The sequence below is a fragment of the Mycolicibacterium stellerae genome (assembly GCF_003719305.1).
GTDB lineage: Bacteria > Actinomycetota > Actinomycetes > Mycobacteriales > Mycobacteriaceae > Mycobacterium > Mycobacterium stellerae.
Genome location: NZ_RARC01000003.1, coordinates 180,982 through 199,999, shown reverse-complemented (window position 1 = coordinate 199,999; position 19,018 = coordinate 180,982). Strand labels below are relative to the sequence as shown.

Genomic DNA, 19,018 nt, shown 5'->3' with positions numbered 1-19,018 from the left:
ATCGTTCGCGGTGCTCACGAGCGGGCCGGCAGCGGGCCGGCCAGACCGCGCGGCGCGGCATCCCATAGCCAGCTGACGGCCTGTCCTAGTTCGGCGAATTCGAGCCGCTCGCCGTCGCGGGCCACGTAGTGACGCGGCGCCTCGGAATAGCCCTCGATGCGGATGAGTCGCTTGCCGTCGATGCGCAAAATCTGTCCGGTGAGCCAGGACGCCTGCGGCGACTGCAGCCAGGCCACGACGGCGGAGATGCACGCCGGGTCAAGTTCGGGGTCGGCGGCGCGCTGATCTCCGAAAAACTCGGCACTCATCCTTGTCACCGCCAGCGGGGAGATCGCGTTGACTGCGACACCGTGCCGTCGCATCTCCTGTGCGGTGACGAGGGTCAGCGCCGCGATTCCAGCCTTGGCCGCGCTGTAGGCGGCCTGCCCGACGTTGCCCCATAAACCTGCTCCCGAGACGGTGTTGACGACGTGGGCGTCGACGGGGTGTCCTCCCTTGGACTGGGCGCGCCAATAGTCACAGGCGTGTTTAGTCACGGCGAACGATCCCTTGAGGTGGACATCGATGACGGCGTCCCAGGCGGATTCCGTGGCGCTGGTTAGCATTTCGTCCCGCAAAATGCCTGCGTTGTTCACCACGCCGGTGAGCCTTCCGAAGTCGTTGATCGCCCGCTCGACCATGTCGCGCGCGTCGTGCCAATCGGTGACCGACCCGGTGTGCGCGACTGCGGCCCCGCCGGCAAGCGTGATCTCGGCGACGACTTCGTCGGCCGGACCACCACCGCCACCGCTTCCGTCCCGGGCGACGCCGGGATCGTTGACAACAACCGCGGCGCCATGGGCGGCGAGTTCGAGGCAGTGCGCGCGACCGATGCCGCGACCACCGCCGGTGACAAGGACGACGTGACCGTCCAGTGCGGGCATATGAAGCCTTTCTCGATCAGACGGCGAATAGTTCGGCGATGCGCTGACGCCGCTGCGGCCAATCCGCGTCGCGAAGGTCAGCGTGTCCCGATTCGGTGACGATGATGTCGACGTCGATGGCGGGCGTGGAAGTGGGGCGACTGAGCCGATCCACCAGCGCGCTGCGACCGTTGATGGTGGACGGTGTCGCGATGATCGATAGTCCCTGCCGATGTGTGCGCGCCGCGGCGCAGAAGTCGGGGTGCCCGCCGATGCCGCCGATGATCTTGTCGCCGCGCCCTTCCACGTTGACCGAGCCGACGGGATCGATCTCGACCGCGGTGTTCACGGCGATGAACGGGGCGCCGCGGGACAACCGCGTCAGGTCGTGGGTATGTTGCGCGCCGCGCAGAATCCGACGCCCGTCGGCCCAGTCATAGAGCACCTCTGTCCCAGTCAGGTAGGTAGCCGACGGGATTCCGCACAGCAGCCCCCGACGGTCGAGGTCAACGACGGCGTCGGTGATCAACCCGGTGTCGATGCTCAGCGGTACCGTCGCGCGCCGCAGCAAGGCTGTGCCCAATTGGCCTGGGCCGTACTGAACCCGGGCCCCTGCGGGGACGAAACGTAGAACCGTATCAGCGATCTGGTCATGTAGCGGTTCGGGTTCGCGGTGGTGATGAGCGGGACCGGTGCTGCTTCGACCAATGATCCGGACCTGCGCCGGATCCACCGGAGGCTCAGCGGACGCCAGTGGGGTCGCGTCGTCGATGACGGCCAGCACCGGTATCCCCGAGTCGACCAACGCTCGCTGGTAGGAGACCTCGCTACCGAAGTGGAACTCGCCGGCCCGGTGCACGAGTCGGGTGAGCAGCACGTCGGGCCGCAGCGCTCCGGCCAGCAATGCTGGCCACGCCGAGAATCGCGCGGGCACGAATCGGGACACCGCACTATTCATGAGCGTGCGCGCTCCAGCGCCGGGCATCAGTACCGTCACTTGTTGGAAGGCGTTGGCGTCAAGGCCTTCAGCCGGTTCGGGCAACCAGCCGACGACGAGCCTGATCTCACCGAGTTCGGACGCCGCGGCGCTGAGCGCCTCGCACACCATGGCCCCGTCGTGGAGTCGGCCGACCACGCCGACGCCGTCACCAAGGGCGACGGTCATGCCGGGGCGTAGTTCGGCCTTCAGCGTTTCGGTCAGTGTGGCGGCGGTCAATGCGGTTCCTTGGGCAAACCCAGCACGCGCTCGGCGAGTATGTTGCGCTGAATCTCGCTGGTACCGCCCAGAATTGTCTGCGCGCGCCCGACAAGCATGTGCCGGACGAACTCGTCGTCCTCGGGGTCGGTGCACGCCTCCACGCCGAGCACGTCGGTCGCCAGATCCGATAAGTCGCGGTCGGTTTCAGAGGTGACCAGCTTGAGCACCGAGAATTCCGGCGAGGTCAAGTCGCCGCGTTCGACGGCACGCTGCCACGTGTAGCGCAGCAGCCACATCCGCGCCCACAACCGCGTCATCGACCGGCCAAGGACCGCGTCTAGGACACCGCGCTCGTGGGCGGCCGCAACGAGCGCGTGATGGCGGCGGAACATCGCCACGGCGTGGGTACCGAGCGTGAGCCGTTCCCGGCCCAGCATCGCCAACGCCAGTTCCCACCCCTGCCCGGGTCGTCCGACGAGCGCGTCGGCGGGCAGTTCGACGGCGTCCAGGAAAACCTCGTTGAACTTGGACTCGCCGTCGATCTGGCGTAGTGGGCGCACGGTGATGCCCGGTGTACTCATTGGGACGACGAACATCGACAAGCCGTGGTGCTTGTCGGAGTCCGTGCGGGCCAGCAGAATTCCGAGGTCGGCGTCTGCGGCTCCGGAACTCCAGACCTTCTGTCCGTCGATGCGCCATCCCGTCGCGGTGGGGTTTGCGCGGGTGCGCAGCGAGGCGAGGTCAGATCCGGCTTCCGGCTCGGAAAACAATTGACACCAGATGTGCGCCCCGGTGCGGATGGGTTCGAGGTAGGTGGCCTTGTGTTCGTCGGACCCGTACTTGATCAGGACCGGTCCTACCAAATCTGGGCCGAAGATACTGAACTGTCGGGGTACGTCGGCGTAGGCGCATTCCTCGGCGAACATTGCCTGGAACGTCACCGGGGCATCGATTCCGCCGAACTCACGCGGCCAGTGCAGGCACGTGTAGCCGTGCGCGGCGAGGTAGGCGTGCCATTGCCGGGCGGGCTCCACGTCGGCGGCGGTGGGCGTAGGCCCGTAATTGCGCAGCCCCTCGGGTTTGGGGGCCGCCCGTAGGAACGCTCGCAGGTCGTCTCGCGTCGGCGGCGCCGCGGCTGGGCTGGTCGTCGCTATTTCGGGCTCGTCACCTTGACGCAGCCGACGCATGTTCCCCACTCCGTTCATCATGTTGGGTGGCGACTAGCGCTGCGGTGTCGGCCAACAGGTTCCAGTGCTCAGCGGGGCCGCCGAACAGCACCTCATCGGTGCGGGCTCGCTTGACGTAGAGACCAGCGGCGTGCTCCCAGGTAAATCCGATCCCCCCGTGGATCTGCAGGTTGGCGTGCGACGCATCGCGCAGGCCCTCAGAGCACACCGCCTTCGCCATGCTGACCCGCCACTTCGCTTCGGGGTTGGCCTCGTCGACGGCCTGTATGGCGGCCATCGACGCCGAGCGCGCGAGTTCGAGATCCACCAACATGTCCGCGAGGCGGTGCTTGACGGCCTGAAAGGAGCCGATGGCGCGATCGAATTGCCGCCGTGTACAGGCGTATTCGACGGCCATCTCAAGGACCCGTTCGGTGGCTCCCACCTGCTCGGCGGTGAGCACGGCGATGGTGCGGAGCAGACACTCGTCGACCACGTCGCCCACCGGGCGATCGGAGGTCAGGCGATGCGCGGGGGCATCGCGGAGGGTGACCGTCGCCATCGGACGCGTGGCGTCCAGGACGCGCTCGACCGCCACGGCCACCCCCGACTGATTCCGGTCCACCACGAAAATCGCCGGTTGCCCATACGTGTCGGCGACGACGAGGACGTGGTCGGCGCCGGCTGCGCCCAAGACACGGCGCACCGATCCCGACAGCCGCCACCGGTCCCCGTCGCCAGACGCCGACACAGGCGCGGTAGTGCGGTCGAGGCGTCGGCACCGATTCTGCAGGGCCACAGCTACCGTGCGTTGCCCCGCGATCACGTCGGCGAGGAGGTCGGCGCGTTCGCAAGTAGCGGCAAGTAGGTCCGTGGCCAACACCGCCGAGGACAGAAAAGGCACCGGCGCCAGAACCCGGCCAAGTTCGTGCGCGATGGCCGCCTGTGCTGACGCACCGCAGCCGTCGCCGCTCAGATCGTCGGAGACGGCGATCTCGGCCACGCCGACCTGCTGGCACAACGTACGCCACAGTTCACGGTCGAAGCCTCGGTCGTTAGGCCCGGCGTCATAAGCGACGAAACGTAGCCGTTCCTCAGGAAGCAGACGCTCGCACGCCGCGCGAACCGACAACGAGAGTGCAGCTCGTTCATCGGTGGAAAGTACTGGCATTCAGGTTCTTTCGCGATAAGATATGATCTCGTGGGCGGTCGACCGACCACCCGCCAGCGTCAGTTAAACATTTCGAGACCGTGATCCAAAAGATGTGACAGGGGTATCGACGACACCCCCACCGACCCCGCTAGGCGACGATACGTCGCCGGGGAACTCGACTATCAGACAACAAGTTCGAGATCGCTGCTGTTGCGCGCAGGAGATGCTCGTCCAGTTCGGACCGCACGCGCCGGGATCGGTTCGATGCATACGAGATGCCCACCGACGCCAGCGCGTCCGCATGGTGCAATGCGGACGCCACGCAAGTGACCCCGTAGCTGAATTCTTGTTCACTTACCGTCAATGGGACGTCGCTTAGCTGACATTGAAGACGTGATCTTGTCGTTATGGTATGAGATGTATAAACCTGCAACGGGTTACGGCTGAGATAGCTCTCACGCTCCCAGGTCGACATCCTCGATAGGATGCTCTTGCCGATCGCAGTCGCATGTCCGGGCAGCAGCATCCCCGGCCAGCACTCGATGCGCGGCGCGCACGGATACTCGACTATGCTCCATACCTCGATGTCGCCCTGTTCCAAGATTCCGATGAGGACATGGGATCGCGTGGCCGCTGACAGCTGCGCCATCGCTTCGCGGACCAGACGGTAATTGCGGGCACGGCCCTCGAGTTGGGCGACACATTCGAATTGTGGTCCTAGCGCGTAGCGGCCGTCCTCGATGCGGCACAAGTATCCCTCGTGAATCAGGGTGCGCAGCAAGTGATATGCGGTGGCAAGAACGATCCCGGTCGAATCGCTGATCGATCTGGCGGTCAGTGGTCCACGCTCGGCGATGGTGTCGATCACCTTCATGCCGCGTTGCAGGCTCTGGATGAGGGTGGGCGCCGACGCCTCCATCGACTTAATCCCCACTCGCGCCACTCGCGACGGCGGCCAGTGATCGCCCCGCGGCGTTGGCCATCGGAATCCCGGTCCAATCCAGGCGACCCCCAAGTACGTAGGAGCCGTCATCGAGACGCGCGAGGTAGCCATCGTGAACGAGAGTCCTGAGAAGGTGATATGTCGTGGGCAGCGGAAGCCCGACGCGGCGCGCGACAGGCTTGGCGTGAAGCGGCCCGCGTTCGGCCACGACATTGATGATTCGCAACCCTCGTTGCAGCGATCGAACCAGCGGTTTGTCTGCGCCCGCCACCGTACCTCCTTAAAACTCAAGGCCGAGTGAGTGCTTCTTACATTGCTCCGGCACTGTAGGCAGCCCGCGATGTGTGGTACAAGGGGCAGCAAATTGCTAGTACTAGCGCTAATAGTCAGCTCTTGCTCAGCCAGGAGCGTCTTTACGAGCTCGCAGGGCCGTGATGTCTAGCGTGCCCGGCAGCGCCTCATCCATTTGCGTAGCACACGAAAAGACCTGTAGCGCAGTACTTCATGGCCCAGCGGGGGCTGCCGTGAAGGCGAATCACATCGACTCGACGCATCCGAATCGCGAGGCTTCGTTCTCGGGGTCCGGGCGGAAACAGCATCGTTTGCCAAGTCCGTTGAATGCAATTCTTCACCTTCGATGCGACACGGTTTTCCTACTGATGCTCGCAGGTCGGGAGATGTTTCGAACGACCTCGACCGGCACGTGGGGCCGCCACGTACCAACATCGGAGTAGTGACAGCACTACATATGAACCTTCCTATCGGTCAGCTGGTCGATGAAAGTGGTCGATGGTGCGCTGGATCACGCCACCGCCTACGACGTCCGTGAGAGAAAGAGTGCGTAACATGGTTCAGCCGACTACCGATCGGCGTCCCACGGTGGACTTCGACCACCACGACCAGACGATCGCCGGCCGCATCCACGAGGTGTATAGGGACTTGCGTAGCGAGAACCCGATCCAGTGGAGCGATCATCACGGCGGATTCTGGATCGCCACCGGATACGGACCGATTCAAGCCATCGCCTCGGCCCCCGATGACTTCACGTCTGAGGGCGCGCTCATCCCGGACATGACTGGCGGCAATGCTCTAGTCCCTCAGATGCTCCAAGACCCTGAGCACCGGCTGTACCGAACCCTGTTGCGCGAATGGTTCACACCGCGGCGCATTGCGAGCTTCGAACCGGCGCTTCGCGATCTGAGTGCGGAGAAACTCGCCGCGTTGGAGTCGCCCGTCGACGTGGCTGCGGAGTACGCCCTGTCCATCCCGATGGAGATGATCCTGCGGGTTGTGGGTGTGCAGGAGCACAACATGGACCTGATCCGCGACGGCGTGCGCTACATGGTCGATCAAGGCGGACAGGACCCAACGGGTGCGACCGACGCGTGGCGAACGGCCATGAGCTTCGTGAAAGAGGTCATCATCGCACCGCTTCGCGAGTCCCCCGGTGACGACCTACTCAGCTACCTGCTCAAGCAGCAGACCGAAGTGTCAGAGCTGACCGACGATGTGATCGCTGCGATCGGTTTTAGCATGATCGGAGCGGGATTCGATACGACTTACAAGACTCTGTCGACGACACTCGCCTACTTCGCAGCCAATCCCGATGTACAAGCGCAGGCCCGCAAGTCGCCGTCGGCGCAGATCGTAGAGGAGGCGCTGCGCCTGTTTGCACCTGTAGCGACTGGACGCACGGTACATACCGACACAGAGGTGGCCGGACAAGCGTTGAAGGCAGGCGAGAGGATCCTGCTCGCACTTCCTGCCGCCAACCGCGACCCTCTCGAGTTCTCGGAACCAGATGAGCCGCATTTCGACCGAAATAACGTCCGCCACCTGACTTTCGGCAGTGGAATCCACAAGTGCCTCGGCATGCACCTGGCACGTCTGGAGCTCCGCGTGGCGATCGAGGAGGTCTTCCGGGCGTTCGATGATTTCCGCATCGCCCCCGGCCAAGAGGTCAGGTTCGTGCAGAGTCAAGTCTGGGGTGCGGTGTCGGTGCCGATCGTCTTCAGCCGCGCAAGGAACGATTAACCGTGTGAGGATCGCGTCGGCTACAGAATCAACGCGTCGCCGCACTAGTGCGAAGCTGTCAGATCATAACCGGCATAGCTCATCGACCGCCTGGTTGATCAGTAGGCACCTTGAAGTCGCCGGATGTCGCGAAGTCGAACTTAATCCGGGCGACCAAATCGCGGTAGCCACTACCGGCGTCGACCTGCTCGCAGATCCCATGGCCATAAGCGATCGTCTGGTCGGGACCAGCGAAGTTGTAACCCGGCCTCACTGTCACATTCACCAGATAGGCGACGGCGTCGTCCCCAGCGGGCGGTGCGGTCGTCGCTGCAGCGGTGACCGCCCACGCCAGCGTCGCCAGTACCGACGTGGTCCGTCCTGTGTTGGGCATCAGTCGCACCCTTCGTTTCGAGCTCGCCGTCTATCGTCGTGCTAACCCGTCACGGTACGTATTGTTCTGTGCCGCAATCCAGTTGGAACAACTGCTATTTGCGTTGCTACCCCTACGGCACATAGCGCCGTCTTGACATGACCAGGATATCTGAGTCCAATCGTTGTCAACCGCTGTCAGATCTTCTCGGATGAAGGGAATCTCGGTGTTTGTGGAATCGGTGTGGCGGTACTTGACGCGGCAGGATCGCCGACTCCGTCCGGCACGGATCGCGGCATCCAAGGCGGGCGCGCAGCCAGCCGAAACGCCACCGCACCAACCGTCGTCGGTTTCGAAACGTGCTCCCTCCCCCATCCCGACAGCTAGCCTAGAGTCCACTGAGTGCGCGTTGCTGCTGCTGGGATGCCAGCCCGGAATTCTGGACTCGGTACCCGACCGCGAAGTGTTCATCACCAGGGTCAACGCTGCCATCGACGTCCTTCGTATCCACGACGCCCACGTTATTCATGCGCGATTGGCACTTGACCCGGTGGACAACCGATTTCCCCCGCTGACCAACAAGGAGTTCTCGACGGTGGTGCGAGAGCGCCAGTTGCAGAACGGAACTCCCGACGCTGATCTCCATCCCGCGTTGGCGGCGCGCCCAGAAGATATCGAGATTCGCACCACCCGCCTGGGAGTCTTCTCCAAGACCAACCTCGACGAGCAGCTGACCAACCTGGGCGTGACCACGCTGATAGTGGCCGGAGCACATACCAGCGGCGCTATGCTGACCGTCGTCCGCGAGGCGGCTGATCGGGATTACAGGCTGATTGTCTTAGTCGACTGTGCAACCGACCCTGACCCCGAGCTCCACGACCTCTTGTGCCAGCGAGTCTTTCCCCGACAAGCCGAGGTCTTGACGGCCGCGCAGCTTTATACGGCGATGGCGGCCAATAAGTCGCACATACAACGAGCTGAAACGAAGTCTTGAGCGGCATGGATTCGGCGACCTGCTCGGCGGTCAGGTTTCTCGGGCAACGTAACCGACACCCCTCATCTCACCTCTGCGTACGCGGTGAAGCGATCCGCGCCTCCGTACAGCCTTCGAGATAAGACTTCCACGGGACGGTCGACAATTAGTTGGGGATGTTGCCGATCGGCACGCCCCGGCCGAAACCCCCGCCAGATATGCGATTTGGAGATCGGGCTATCGCGAGCTTGATCAACATGTCAAGCGCGGTGATGCGGTTCGGATCGTTGCCGGCGGCGGCGAAGTTGTGTCGAGCAAGATCGGTAGAAGAAGTCTCGCGGATATCAGGGAAGGGTTGAGCGTGAGCATGACGGCGCAGCTTGTGCGCTCAGGGCTCTGGTGACTCACAGATTCCCGCGCGTAAGATCCGGCTACTGGCGGAGCAAGGCTGAAGACGACAGCCTGCCGACGCCCTGAAGACAGCAACTTAGCTGCGACGGATTGGGGCGAGGGGATGTTTTGCACCTTTTATGGCGGGCGATGAGCCGGAATCGTCCGGTACCGACTGGCAGCCGTAGGAACCCAAAACCGCCCGCTAACAGTGCTTTTGCACTCTCATCGGAATCCTCCGGCAGCGGTCGGACCCGCTGAAGGGTAATCAGCGGGTCCGGGTTCGAAACCCTGACGGCGCACCCCCAGAAACCCCTGCTAGGCAGGGGTTTCTGTGTTTCTGGGGTGCTTCGCGAGGTACACGGGGTGTACCCGCAGGCGTACCCAGTCACGGGGAGAACGTCAGAAAGCCCTTGCTGTAGACCCAGGCCGTTCCGTTCGGCAGCCCCTCGTAGCCACCTAGTTCGATGCGGCCGACACGACACCAGTCGTCCCTGCACGGTTCCATCACAGGGTGCACTTCGCCGGCGAGCAGGGTGCCGATCTTCGTCCCTTTACCGTCGGGCTTGTCGTAGATGTCGGTATCGGCGATGACCGTGGCGTCTCCCAGTGCCTTCGGATCGGTAGCCGGCGTGTCGTCGGCAGCGCAGATGAAGGGGTAACCCACCGAGTTCCAGTGAGACGCAGCCCAGAACGTCGTGATTCCGTCTTCCGCTTTCACCTGCCAAGGCTTTCCGGTCGAGTTGCCGTCGGCAAGGTTGTCGCCGATGAAGCCGGTGAAATGCGCTGTTCCTGGGTCACCCAGCAGACCGTATTGGTTGGTGTACCAGGTCACCGAGAAGTCGATCTTGCGCCCGGTGATGCTGCCGGTGAGGGTCCCGGCCGGACCCATGTCATTTCCCTTATTCGAGTGCGCGGACGGTCCTAGTGTTGAGCCGTTGGCGGCGACCATTATGTCGAAGCCGTTGTCTTGGTGGATGGTGAAGTATTGGCCATCGACCGTGCAGTTCGCGGCAGCGTGTGCCGTCGGCGACGCCAGCAACCCCCCGGCGCTCAGGGCCACTGCAGCGGCCAGACGCGCACAACTGTCGACAATCTTCCTTAACAACATGGCGCTCTCCTATGTGTCGCGTCCAATGCTGGGTCAGACGCTACGCATACCTGTAGGTCGGAGAAATCGGGCGTTTCCCTATGTTTTGTACGCAGCGGACCTCCACGCGGCCGAACGCCTTGCCGCGCCCAGAAGGACGAACTGATCAAACGCGCGGCGCCTCGTCCGCCCCAGCTGTTTGTGCCGCGCGTTGTAGTGTGTACCCGCTTTGGTGTACCCCGCAGTGTGTACCTTGCGGCCGCCCGGACAGTGCTAGTCAGGAGTGGACAGCAATCCGCGCAGTCCCGATCACCTCGTGACTTGCCTGCTGAGCTAGAGGAACGCCGAGACTCTTAATCAGCAGCTAAGGGGACTCGAACCCCGGTGCTTCGCAGCAGAGATGCCTTCTGAACTGCGGGAACTGTATCTACGGTGTGTTGTGCAGGCAATCGCTGTGCTGGCGATATGCCTCGGCGAATACGCGACGTAACAGTGCTGGGTCTAGGCCGGGGACGTCAACCCAACCACCACCTCAGACCACGGTATGCAGCGCTAACTCCGCCTGGCCCGCTCTCTTGGCGCGCTGCGCGTTAATCTTTCGTCCGTGACGCGGTGCCGCGTCTGCTTGGAGGGATTACCCATGCGCTCTATCAGTGTGGCCGTGCTCGTCACGGTTGCCGCCATCTTCGGTTCTTCGGGCGTTGCGGCGGCGGCGCCGAAGGATTACTGCGCCGACCTCAAGGGCGGCAATGCCGGCAGCACGTGCGAGATCCAACTCTCCGACCCCGCGTACAGGGTCGACATCAGTATCCCGCTGGATTACCCCGACCAGAAGTCGGTCGCCGACTACATCTCTCAAACCCGGGACGGGTTCCTCAACGCCGCCAAGTCGGGCGCGCCACGCGATACTCCGTATGCGCTGACCATCAAGCCGACGGAATACAACTCAGCGATTCCTCCGCGCGGCACGCAGGCCGTGGTGTTCAAGGTGAACCAAAACGTGGGCGGCGCGCAACCGCAGACGACGTGGAAGGCGTTCAACTGGGACCAGACCTATCGCAAGGCGATCATCTACACGGCCGCGCCGGACGACAAAGAAAATACGCCGTTGTGGCGGGTCGAAGATCCCTTGAAGACCGTCGCGCCGATCGTGCAGGCCGAGCTGCAGAAGCAGCTGGCTCCACCGCCGCCGGCCGCGCCGCCTGCGCAACCGGGGCAGCCGGGGCAGCCGGCTGCAGCCACGCCGACTTCCACACCGCCACCGCCGCCGTTGCCCATCGCGACAACGGCGCTGTACAACCCTGCCACCTACCAGAATTTCGCGGTGGTCAACGACGGGGTGATCTTCTTCTTCGACCAGGGCGTGCTGCTGCCCGCCTCATACGGGGCGTTGCAGGTCCTGGCGCCCCGGTCGGCGATCGACCCAATGATTGCGTAACCCCACACTGCCAGGACCAGGCCAGTGCGGTGAACAGGCCGTCTAGCAGCGGGCCGCTTGTTGTCGGCGTCGTTTCGCGTGCAACTGTCGTCACGGTTGTCGTCATGTCGTCGGTTCAGGTTCACTTTGGCGGCGCCGCGCTAACCGCGCATCGCCTCAATAGGCTCGGCGGTTGGCGAGGTGAGGAGTAAGTCCGGCCTTATGTCCTTAGCCGTCGATCGTTCGGCTTCGTCGTGGACGCGTCGCCAGCTTGACTCCCGCAGTAGCGCGCGAGCCGCGAGGAGCGCTCCGGCAACGGTTGGGGTTCGTGCTGGAGCAGAAGCATGAAAGCGTCTGGCCAACAACGGTGGCGAAGGCCGAAACCACCGTGGTCTTGTTGTCGGGCATCGCTAGGAAGCGGATGTCTTCACATTCTCCGCGTGACAACCCGGCAGATGACCCATGACTGGCGCTTCGCAACGAGGTCCTAGCGCTTCGCTGGTGACGTAGAACCCGGTAAGAGAATCGGGGCCGGGAAAACGCAATCGGGAGGTGTCATCGTCAACCCGCCCTCCTTGAGAGATGTCGCCACCTCGACACAAGTCTTGGCGTCCTGCCAATCCTGCAGCCGGTTGACATCGTTCGCATTACCGAAGTACGTAATGGCCACGGAGGCCAAGACACCAATCGGCACGAAGGCGACAATCATGAGCGAGATCCAATCGGTCGTCGCATTCACCGCCCGCCGCCCCACGATGTCAGCCAACGCGCTCGTTATCACCCATCGCAACTCGGATCGGACAAGTGCGGCCTTCGCGGGCCAGATCGGGATGTTTTAGCGCATACGCGACGTAGGTGCTGATTGCCGTCTTGGTCGGCACCGCAACCTTGGCGTCGTCACCGCTTGCCTCGCTTCTCAACCGGATATCGAGCTCGGCGGTAATTGTCTTGATCCGCTCCTCCACGTCGCTTGGGTCGACATCTTCAGGACTCTTACCGTCGTCGGCGAGAACGGTGAACGTGGATTCGATGACCGTGGCAATCGCCGCGTACTGGGCGAGGCTGGGGATCCCGTTCTGGGTGGCGAACCGGCCGTACACCTGCCCGACAACCTTTAGTTCCCGCTGGCTCAGTCCATCCGGGGTTTTCCGCCATCGTTTCTGCGTCAACGTGTCCGCGCTAGGACGCAGGACGATCGGAAGACTCACTCGCGACAGGCGCAGTCCGACGATCATTAACGCGCCAAGCGCAACGACAAGTCCCAGGGTTGCGAGGATCTGATTGACCGCACCATCCTGCGGCAAGACGTCGGCAAGCTTGCCGATCCCGAGAGCCGTCAGGAGCGCTGTACCGAGTCCGAGCACACCCTTTCCCCACAGGTCAGTACGCTTGCGGCTGCGCTCAACCTGTTGGAGGTTTTGGGTCGCGCCATCCTCGGCCTGTTTCCGCTGCATGTCGAGAAATGCCAGCACCGCCGCCGCCGGTGGCGCCGACTCGGCGGGCGATCGTCCGCCGTTATCGTTGCCGTCCTGCGACTCCGACGGCTCATCGACCGCGCTGCCACCGGGATCGATGACGTCCTCTTTCGGCCATTCGCCCCCTTATATCGATGCCACATATCGATGCCACGTCGGCAGCGCCTCGAGGGCGATCTAGCGATAATGACCGATTCTGTCGCGAGCCGATCGCGCCTGCTTCGCGTGGGGTCGACGCCAGCTTGTTGCGATCCTCAGTGTGTCCTCTACGTGAACCTGGTGCCCGCGTCGGCGATGTTGAATCCAGTCCGGAGACCAGTTATGTCGAGGCCATGGTCCAGGGTTGTGGCGCTGAGGTCGCGCGCCAGACTCTCCTGACCCTGTTCAACCAGGTGTGTCTCGATCTCGGTCACCAGACGGGTGTGCGCCTTCGGGTTGGTGAAGTCGCCCCACTCGCCGTCGATCGCCACGGAGTGAGGCACCGTCAGTGTCAGGCGGCTCGCGTCGATTTCGGGGCCGAAGTCTTCGCCGAGTCCCTCGCCCCCTGAGCCACCCTTGCCGGCGGCGGCGCCACGCAGTGCCTTTACGAGTAACGCGGCAAACTCCGGTGCGCCGAGCAGGTCGAGCTCACGCATCGGATCGTCTCCGTCGGTCAGCGATTTACCGCCATCCTTCAGCAGTGACAGGGGTCCGTTGTCCTGGCCGTCCCAACTCAGACCGGGCGGCCCACCAGTGTCCTCCCCGTAGTCGCCGCTGCCGTCATCACTTTCGGTCTCGCTGCCCGAATCGTCGGTCTGTTCCCCATTGTCGGAATCGTCATTGTCGCTCGAGGAGGAGTCATCGTCGCTTGAGGAGGAGTCCTTCTCTTTCTGCTTTTCCTCTTCCTCTTGCTCGCCGGAGTACTTTTCGCGCCAGGTGCCTTGATCCTTTTTCAGTGCCGTGCGCTCTTCCTTCACGACCGCGCCACTCTTGTCGGTCTCGGTCAGAGTCTTGCTGCCCTCGTTGCCGTTCCAGGTGAGCGTCTCGATCGAGCCCGTCCCATCGCTGCGCGTCGTGCTGGTGACGCGGCCGCCGTTCGTGGCGTCGCCCGTCAAGACTGTTCGCGACTCCTCAGACGTTGTCACGCCGTCCCGGGTCTCGATTGTTTTGCTGACTGTTTCACCCTTTCCCACATCGTGATCGAAGAACTGGGACTTGGTGGTCTCATGATTCACGCTGCCGGTGGGAGTGAACTGGCTGGTCTTCGTCGTGGTCGTCTTTTCCCAGTGACTCTGGCCGCTGTATTCGACGTCGTGAATGGACGTCGTTCCCTTGGGACTCGTGATGGTGGTGTGGGTTTCGACGGAGCCGTCCTTGTTGAGTTCGATCTTTTGCAAACCGGTGGCGCCAGGACCCGCAGGGATCGGTTTCCATCCGCCGCTGCTCTCGAGCCCCCGTGGGTTGCTGATGGATGCGAACTCGCCGGTGCCCCCGCTGACATAGCTGATCGTCCCTTCCGTCTTATGCGAGCCGTCTTCCAGATAGGACACGGAGGCTTGCGCGCTCCAAGCTTGGTTTCCGTTGTGGTCCAATCCCACTCGCTCCAGCGAGATCCCCTGGGTGGTCTTACCCAACACACCCGCCGCCCTTGTCCTGACCACCGCCCGTCCTCGGATGCGTTCCTCGGTGTGAGTGACCCAGTCACCAGCCTTGGTCAAGCGCAGCTCCACCGACCTGGGGCGCCGCCCCGATGAGGTTGCTGTGGCCACGATCCCGTCACGGGGCTTATCCGCTGTGGCGGAATCAATACCGACGGCGAGAAATCGCGGCCCCGCCACGGCATCTGTCGTATCCAGAGTGGCGGCGCGCCAGCCGCGTTGACCCGCAGAGACGATGCGGTAACCGCCTGCTCCAACATCGACCGTCGCCCGGTCACCGCCGTCGTTGATCAGTAAGGCGCGAAAGTTCGGCGTCCCAGACGCTGCGCCAGGATCTTGTGCGCTTGACGACGCATCCTCAGACATATCTCCTCCAAGCCTGGTTCACCGTGCAATCAGAATCTCACCTTGGACCCAGGAAGTCTCCGACAACGAGTTAACTAGCTGACGAATCTTCCCTATTCGAAATCCGCCGAAGGGCCGGAAGGGTTGCGCTTCGCCGATTGCGCCCGTTTCATCCACGCACGCCACCCGCCGCCATCCACTGGCATCTCTGAATGGCGCCGCTGGCGAGTGGCGGCTGCCAGTGCCACGCTTGCCGAGGACGAGCTAATCAAGGCGACCTTCGGCGCGGATCACACAGCAATCGAGATGGCACTTCGATCCGCCGATGAAGCCGCCAGACGACTTCACGCCGCCGAGACCGAACTGCAGCGCGCCGCGCCGAACGCGTTCGAGCGTGACCGGTCAGTCTTCTCGATCATTGTGGCGACCAAGACCCAGCGCAGCGCCCGCGACCTGCCGCTTCCACCGCAAGAGCTAGCGATGGTCAGGGCCATGCGAACGGTCCACGCGCGCGAGCGCCTAGCTATGGGGCGGCCACCCAACGACGATGACCTGTTGCTCTCACGGATAGACGGGACACGGTTGCCGGTGCGCGACTACTCGCGAGAGTTCGCCGTGCAGCGGACGGCGGCCGGGCTCAAAGCGATCTCAATGGGCAAGCTGCGGCACTCGAACATCTCACGAATGCGCGCGGCGGGAATCGCCGCCGACGTGGTCGCCGCGTGGCACGGCCACACCCAACGAATGACTCAGGCTGTCTACGGGCGAGTCACTGACGACCGATTGACTGCCGCGTCGGCTGTCTTTTCGACCGGCCAATAGGACAGAACGAGGACAGGCAGGCACGGGTGACCTGCGAAATAAAGTGGAGCTAAGGGGACTCGAACCCCTGACCCCCACACTGCCAGTGTGGTGCGCTACCAGCTGCGCCATAGCCCCGTGAAGTTGTGCCTGTCGAAGCTACACCACCTGCGGTAAGGCTTCAAAGTCGCTGGTCACGGAACTTCGCCACCGGCCTCCGGCCCGATCGCCCGCATTGGCGTCGGCGTAACCGGCGGCAGGCCGCGCGTCTCCGGCGCGAACACCCACCCGACCGCGGCCGCCAGCAGGACGCCGCCGCTGACGAAGAACGCCATCGCGAACGAGCCGTGCTCGGCCACCTGGCCCACCGCAAGCGATCCGACGATGGATCCCAGGTCGGCCATCATCTGGAACGTCGCGACCGCCGTTCCGCCTCGTGATTTGTTGCCGACGATGTCGGCCACCGCCGCCTGCTGCGGTGAGACGAAGACTCCGGTTGCCGCGCCCGTCACGAGGGCCGCGGCCAGGAACACCGGCAGCGACGACGTGTAGCCGACGAGCACCGTCGAGACCGCCGACACCGTCAGGCCGACGATGAGCAGCTTGCGACGACCGACCTTGTCGGACAGATACCCGCTGGGAATGACGGCCAAGATGTTGCCGATCGCGAACGTCGCCAGCGCCAATCCCGCGAAGCCCGCTCCGTAACCCAGCCCCTCCACCACGAACAGCGGCACCAGCGCGATGCGCAAACCGAACGCCGCCCAGCCGGTCGCAAAGTTGGAGAACAACGCTGCGCGATATGCGCTGTGCCGCAACACTGTCCGCACCGAGACGGCGGGTTCCGTCGTTGCTTCGGGTAACGCCACAGCGGAGTTGCGCAGGCTGATGAAGACCACCGCCGCGGCCACCAGCAGTGCGGCGCCGTAGATCACGAAGGGCGCAGCCAATCCCAGGCCCACGGTCACACTGCCCAGCACCGGCCCCCCGACCGACCCGATCAGGAAGCCCGACGAGAACATGCCCGCGACTCGCCCACGCGCGTCCGGCGGCGAGATCCGGATCATCAGTCCGAGCGAGGACACCGTGAACATCGCCGAACCCAGCCCGCCCAATGAGCGGAAAAGCAGTAGCTGCCAATATGTTTCCGCGAAGGCACAGGCGCCGGTGGACAACGCCACGATCACCAGACCGCTGACGTAGACCCGTCTCTCCCCCACCCGTTGCACCAGCAGGCCGGCGGGCGGCGCGGCAACCAGTCGCATCAGCGCGAACGCCGTGATGACGAACGTCGCCGCGCTGATGCTGACCCCGAAGTGCCGCGCATACTGCGGAAGAACCGGTGCGACCACGCCGTAGCCGAGTGCCACCACGACGTTGGCCGCGATCAGCAGCCAGACTTCACGCGGCAGCGGCTGCTTGGGTTCGGTTGTCTCCGTCCGACAGTCGCTCTCCGAACTCACGCGATGACCTTGTTCACCACTTCACGCGCCGCTTCTTGTACCTCGGCGAGATGCTCGGGTCCCTTGAACGACTCGGCATAGATCTTGTAGACGTCCTCGGTGCCCGACGGCCGCGCTGCGAACCAGGCGTTCTCCGTCGTCACCTTGAGACCGCCGAGCGGGGCGCCATTGCCGGGTGCCGTCGTCAGCTTGGCGGTGATCTCCTCGCCGGCGAGTTCGGTGGCCGTCACCTCCTCCGGCGACAGCTTGGCCAGCCGTGCCTTCTGCTCGCGGTCGGCAGGCGCGTCGACACGCGCATAGGTTGGCGCACCGTAGGATTCGGCCAGCGCTTCGTAGCGCTGCGACGGTGAAGAGCCGGTGACGGCGAGGATCTCCGACGCCAGCAGCGCCAAGATGATGCCGTCCTTGTCGGTCGTCCATGTCGATCCGTCCCGACGCAGGAATGACGCCCCCGCACTCTCCTCGCCGCCGAAACCGATGGTGCCGCTGATCAATCCGTCGACGAACCACTTGAACCCGACGGGCACCTCGAGCAATTTGCGGCCAAGGCCTGCCACGACGCGGTCGATGATCGACGAGCTGACCGCGGTCTTGCCGACGGCCGTCGTCGCGGGCCACTCCGGCCGATTCGTGTAGAGGTACTCGATCGCCACCGCGAGATAGTGGTTGGGATTGAGCAGCCCGCCGTCGGGCGTGACGATGCCGTGCCGGTCGGAGTCGGCGTCGTTGCCCGTCCCGATCTGGTACGCCTCGCGGTTGGCGATCAGCGAGGCCATCGCATTGGGTGAGCTGCAGTCCATCCTGATCTTGCCGTCGGTGTCCAGCGTCATGAACCGCCACGTGGCGTCGACCAGCGGGTTGATCACCGTCAGCTCGAGGTTGTGCCGTTCGGCAATCGCGCCCCAATAGTCGACGCTGGCCCCACCCAGCGGGTCGGCCCCGATGCGGATCTTCTCGGCGCTGATGGCGTGCATGTCGACCACGTTCGGCAAATCGGCGATGTAGGCGTCCATGTAGTCGTGGCGCTGCGCGTTCTGCAGCGCACGGGCCAACGGCACCCGCTTCACCGCCGCCAGGCCGTCGCGCAGGATCTCGTTGGCCCGCTTGGCGATCACGCCCGTCGCATCGGTGTCGGCAGGCCCGCCGTTGGGCGGGTTGTACTTGAACCCGCCGTCGCGGGGCGGGTTGTGCGACGGTGTGACGACGATGCCGTCGGCCAAGTCACCGTCGCGGTCCCGGTTGAACGCCAGTATCGCGTGGCTGACAGCGGGCGTCGGCGTGAAGCGGTCGGCCGAGTCGATCATCGCCACGACGTCGTTGGCGGCCAACACCTCGAGCGCCGACACCCACGCCGGTTCCGACAGCGCATGGGTGTCGCGGCCGATGAACAGCGGGCCCGACGTACCCTGCGCCTTCCGGTACTCCGCGATCGCCTGCGTGGTCGCCAGGATGTGCGCCTCGTTGAACGCGGCGTCCAGGCTCGATCCGCGGTGCCCCGAGGTACCGAAGGCCACCTGCTGGTCGATGTTGTCCGGATCCGGTTCGACGGTGTAGTACGCCGTGACCACCTGGGCCACATCGATGAGGTCTTCGGGTTGCGCCGGCTTGCCGGCGCGGGGGTTGGCGGCCATGCCCCCGATTCTGCTCCTCGACATTTCGCGCCGTACGCGGGTCCGGAA

17 protein-coding genes and 1 tRNA gene are annotated in these 19,018 nt (G+C 64.0%); 4 read left to right on the top strand and 14 right to left on the bottom strand.

Going from position 1 to position 19,018, the window contains the following annotated elements; all coding sequences use genetic code 11:
* Positions 1–14: 14 nt before the first annotated feature.
* From D6M19_RS06350 to D6M19_RS06325, 6 genes are all read right to left on the bottom strand, one after another.
* Entirely contained in the window at positions 15–923 is a 909-nt protein-coding gene (locus D6M19_RS06350) for an SDR family NAD(P)-dependent oxidoreductase (protein ID WP_123024334.1), read from the bottom strand.
* Positions 924–939: 16 nt separating this feature from the next.
* Positions 940–2,067, bottom strand: coding sequence for an acetyl-CoA hydrolase/transferase C-terminal domain-containing protein (locus tag D6M19_RS06345; protein ID WP_123024497.1), 1,128 nt, complete (start codon positions 2,065–2,067; stop codon positions 940–942).
* Between the two features lie 47 nt (positions 2,068–2,114).
* Positions 2,115–3,287 carry an acyl-CoA dehydrogenase family protein gene (locus D6M19_RS06340; protein WP_123024333.1) on the bottom strand — a complete coding sequence of 391 codons (1,173 nt, stop codon included), beginning with the start codon at positions 3,285–3,287 and terminating at the stop codon, positions 2,115–2,117.
* Positions 3,265–4,437, bottom strand: coding sequence for an acyl-CoA dehydrogenase family protein (locus D6M19_RS06335; RefSeq protein ID WP_123024332.1), 1,173 nt, complete (start codon positions 4,435–4,437; stop codon positions 3,265–3,267). The genes D6M19_RS06340 and D6M19_RS06335 overlap by 23 nt, the downstream gene beginning before the upstream one ends.
* Before the next feature lie 130 nt (positions 4,438–4,567).
* A complete protein-coding gene (locus D6M19_RS06330) occupies positions 4,568–5,338 on the bottom strand; it encodes an IclR family transcriptional regulator (protein WP_164478355.1) in 771 nt (256 codons plus the stop codon).
* A gap of 4 nt (positions 5,339–5,342) precedes the next feature.
* Positions 5,343–5,633, bottom strand: coding sequence for a helix-turn-helix domain-containing protein (locus tag D6M19_RS06325; protein ID WP_123024330.1), 291 nt, complete (start codon positions 5,631–5,633; stop codon positions 5,343–5,345).
* Between the two features lie 575 nt (positions 5,634–6,208).
* Between D6M19_RS06325 and D6M19_RS06320 the strand changes: the two genes are divergently transcribed.
* Complete coding sequence (locus D6M19_RS06320) at positions 6,209–7,396, top strand: cytochrome P450 (RefSeq protein ID WP_164478354.1); 1,188 nt, start codon at positions 6,209–6,211, stop codon at positions 7,394–7,396.
* 79 nt (positions 7,397–7,475) lie between these two features.
* Here the strand turns inward: D6M19_RS06320 and D6M19_RS06315 are convergent, their stop codons facing one another.
* Entirely contained in the window at positions 7,476–7,769 is a 294-nt protein-coding gene (locus D6M19_RS06315) for a DUF732 domain-containing protein (protein ID WP_123024328.1), read from the bottom strand.
* Positions 7,770–8,157: 388 nt separating this feature from the next.
* On the opposite strand from D6M19_RS06315, the gene D6M19_RS06310 reads away from it, so the two are divergent.
* Entirely contained in the window at positions 8,158–8,742 is a 585-nt protein-coding gene (locus tag D6M19_RS06310; protein ID WP_164478353.1) for a cysteine hydrolase family protein, read from the top strand.
* Positions 8,743–9,499: 757 nt separating this feature from the next.
* Here D6M19_RS06310 and D6M19_RS06305 read toward each other — a convergent pair.
* Positions 9,500–10,003, bottom strand: coding sequence for an SH3 domain-containing protein (locus tag D6M19_RS06305; RefSeq protein ID WP_164478352.1), 504 nt, complete (start codon positions 10,001–10,003; stop codon positions 9,500–9,502).
* An 838-nt stretch (positions 10,004–10,841) separates the two neighbouring features.
* Between D6M19_RS06305 and D6M19_RS06300 the strand changes: the two genes are divergently transcribed.
* On the top strand, positions 10,842–11,639 hold the full coding sequence (locus D6M19_RS06300) for an RsiV family protein (RefSeq protein WP_123024325.1): 798 nt from the start codon (positions 10,842–10,844) through the stop codon (positions 11,637–11,639).
* A 466-nt stretch (positions 11,640–12,105) separates the two neighbouring features.
* Here D6M19_RS06300 and D6M19_RS06295 read toward each other — a convergent pair whose 3' ends face one another.
* The 3 genes from D6M19_RS06295 to D6M19_RS06285 form a co-directional block, all read right to left on the bottom strand.
* Positions 12,106–12,384 carry a hypothetical protein gene (locus D6M19_RS06295; RefSeq protein ID WP_164478351.1) on the bottom strand — a complete coding sequence of 93 codons (279 nt, stop codon included), beginning with the start codon at positions 12,382–12,384 and terminating at the stop codon, positions 12,106–12,108.
* Complete coding sequence (locus D6M19_RS06290; RefSeq protein WP_123024323.1) at positions 12,377–13,090, bottom strand: hypothetical protein; 714 nt, start codon at positions 13,088–13,090, stop codon at positions 12,377–12,379. Before D6M19_RS06290 ends, D6M19_RS06295 begins: the two co-directional genes overlap by 8 nt.
* Before the next feature lie 269 nt (positions 13,091–13,359).
* Positions 13,360–15,096, bottom strand: a complete 1,737-nt coding sequence (locus D6M19_RS06285) for a hypothetical protein (RefSeq protein ID WP_164478350.1) — start codon at positions 15,094–15,096, stop codon at positions 13,360–13,362.
* Between the two features lie 285 nt (positions 15,097–15,381).
* On the opposite strand from D6M19_RS06285, the gene D6M19_RS06280 reads away from it, so the two are divergent.
* A complete protein-coding gene (locus D6M19_RS06280; protein WP_234834722.1) occupies positions 15,382–15,897 on the top strand; it encodes a tyrosine-type recombinase/integrase in 516 nt (171 codons plus the stop codon).
* A 44-nt stretch (positions 15,898–15,941) separates the two neighbouring features.
* On the opposite strand, the gene D6M19_RS06275 is transcribed toward D6M19_RS06280, so the two are convergent.
* The 3 genes from D6M19_RS06275 to pgm form a co-directional block, all read right to left on the bottom strand.
* Positions 15,942–16,014: transfer RNA gene (locus D6M19_RS06275), tRNA-Ala, on the bottom strand.
* Positions 16,015–16,070: 56 nt separating this feature from the next.
* Positions 16,071–17,339, bottom strand: a complete 1,269-nt coding sequence (locus tag D6M19_RS06270; RefSeq protein ID WP_123024321.1) for an MFS transporter — start codon at positions 17,337–17,339, stop codon at positions 16,071–16,073.
* Complete coding sequence (gene pgm / locus D6M19_RS06265) at positions 17,336–18,970, bottom strand: phosphoglucomutase (alpha-D-glucose-1,6-bisphosphate-dependent) (protein ID WP_123024320.1); 1,635 nt, start codon at positions 18,968–18,970, stop codon at positions 17,336–17,338. The genes D6M19_RS06270 and pgm overlap by 4 nt, the downstream gene beginning before the upstream one ends.
* Positions 18,971–19,018 lie beyond the last annotated feature (48 nt).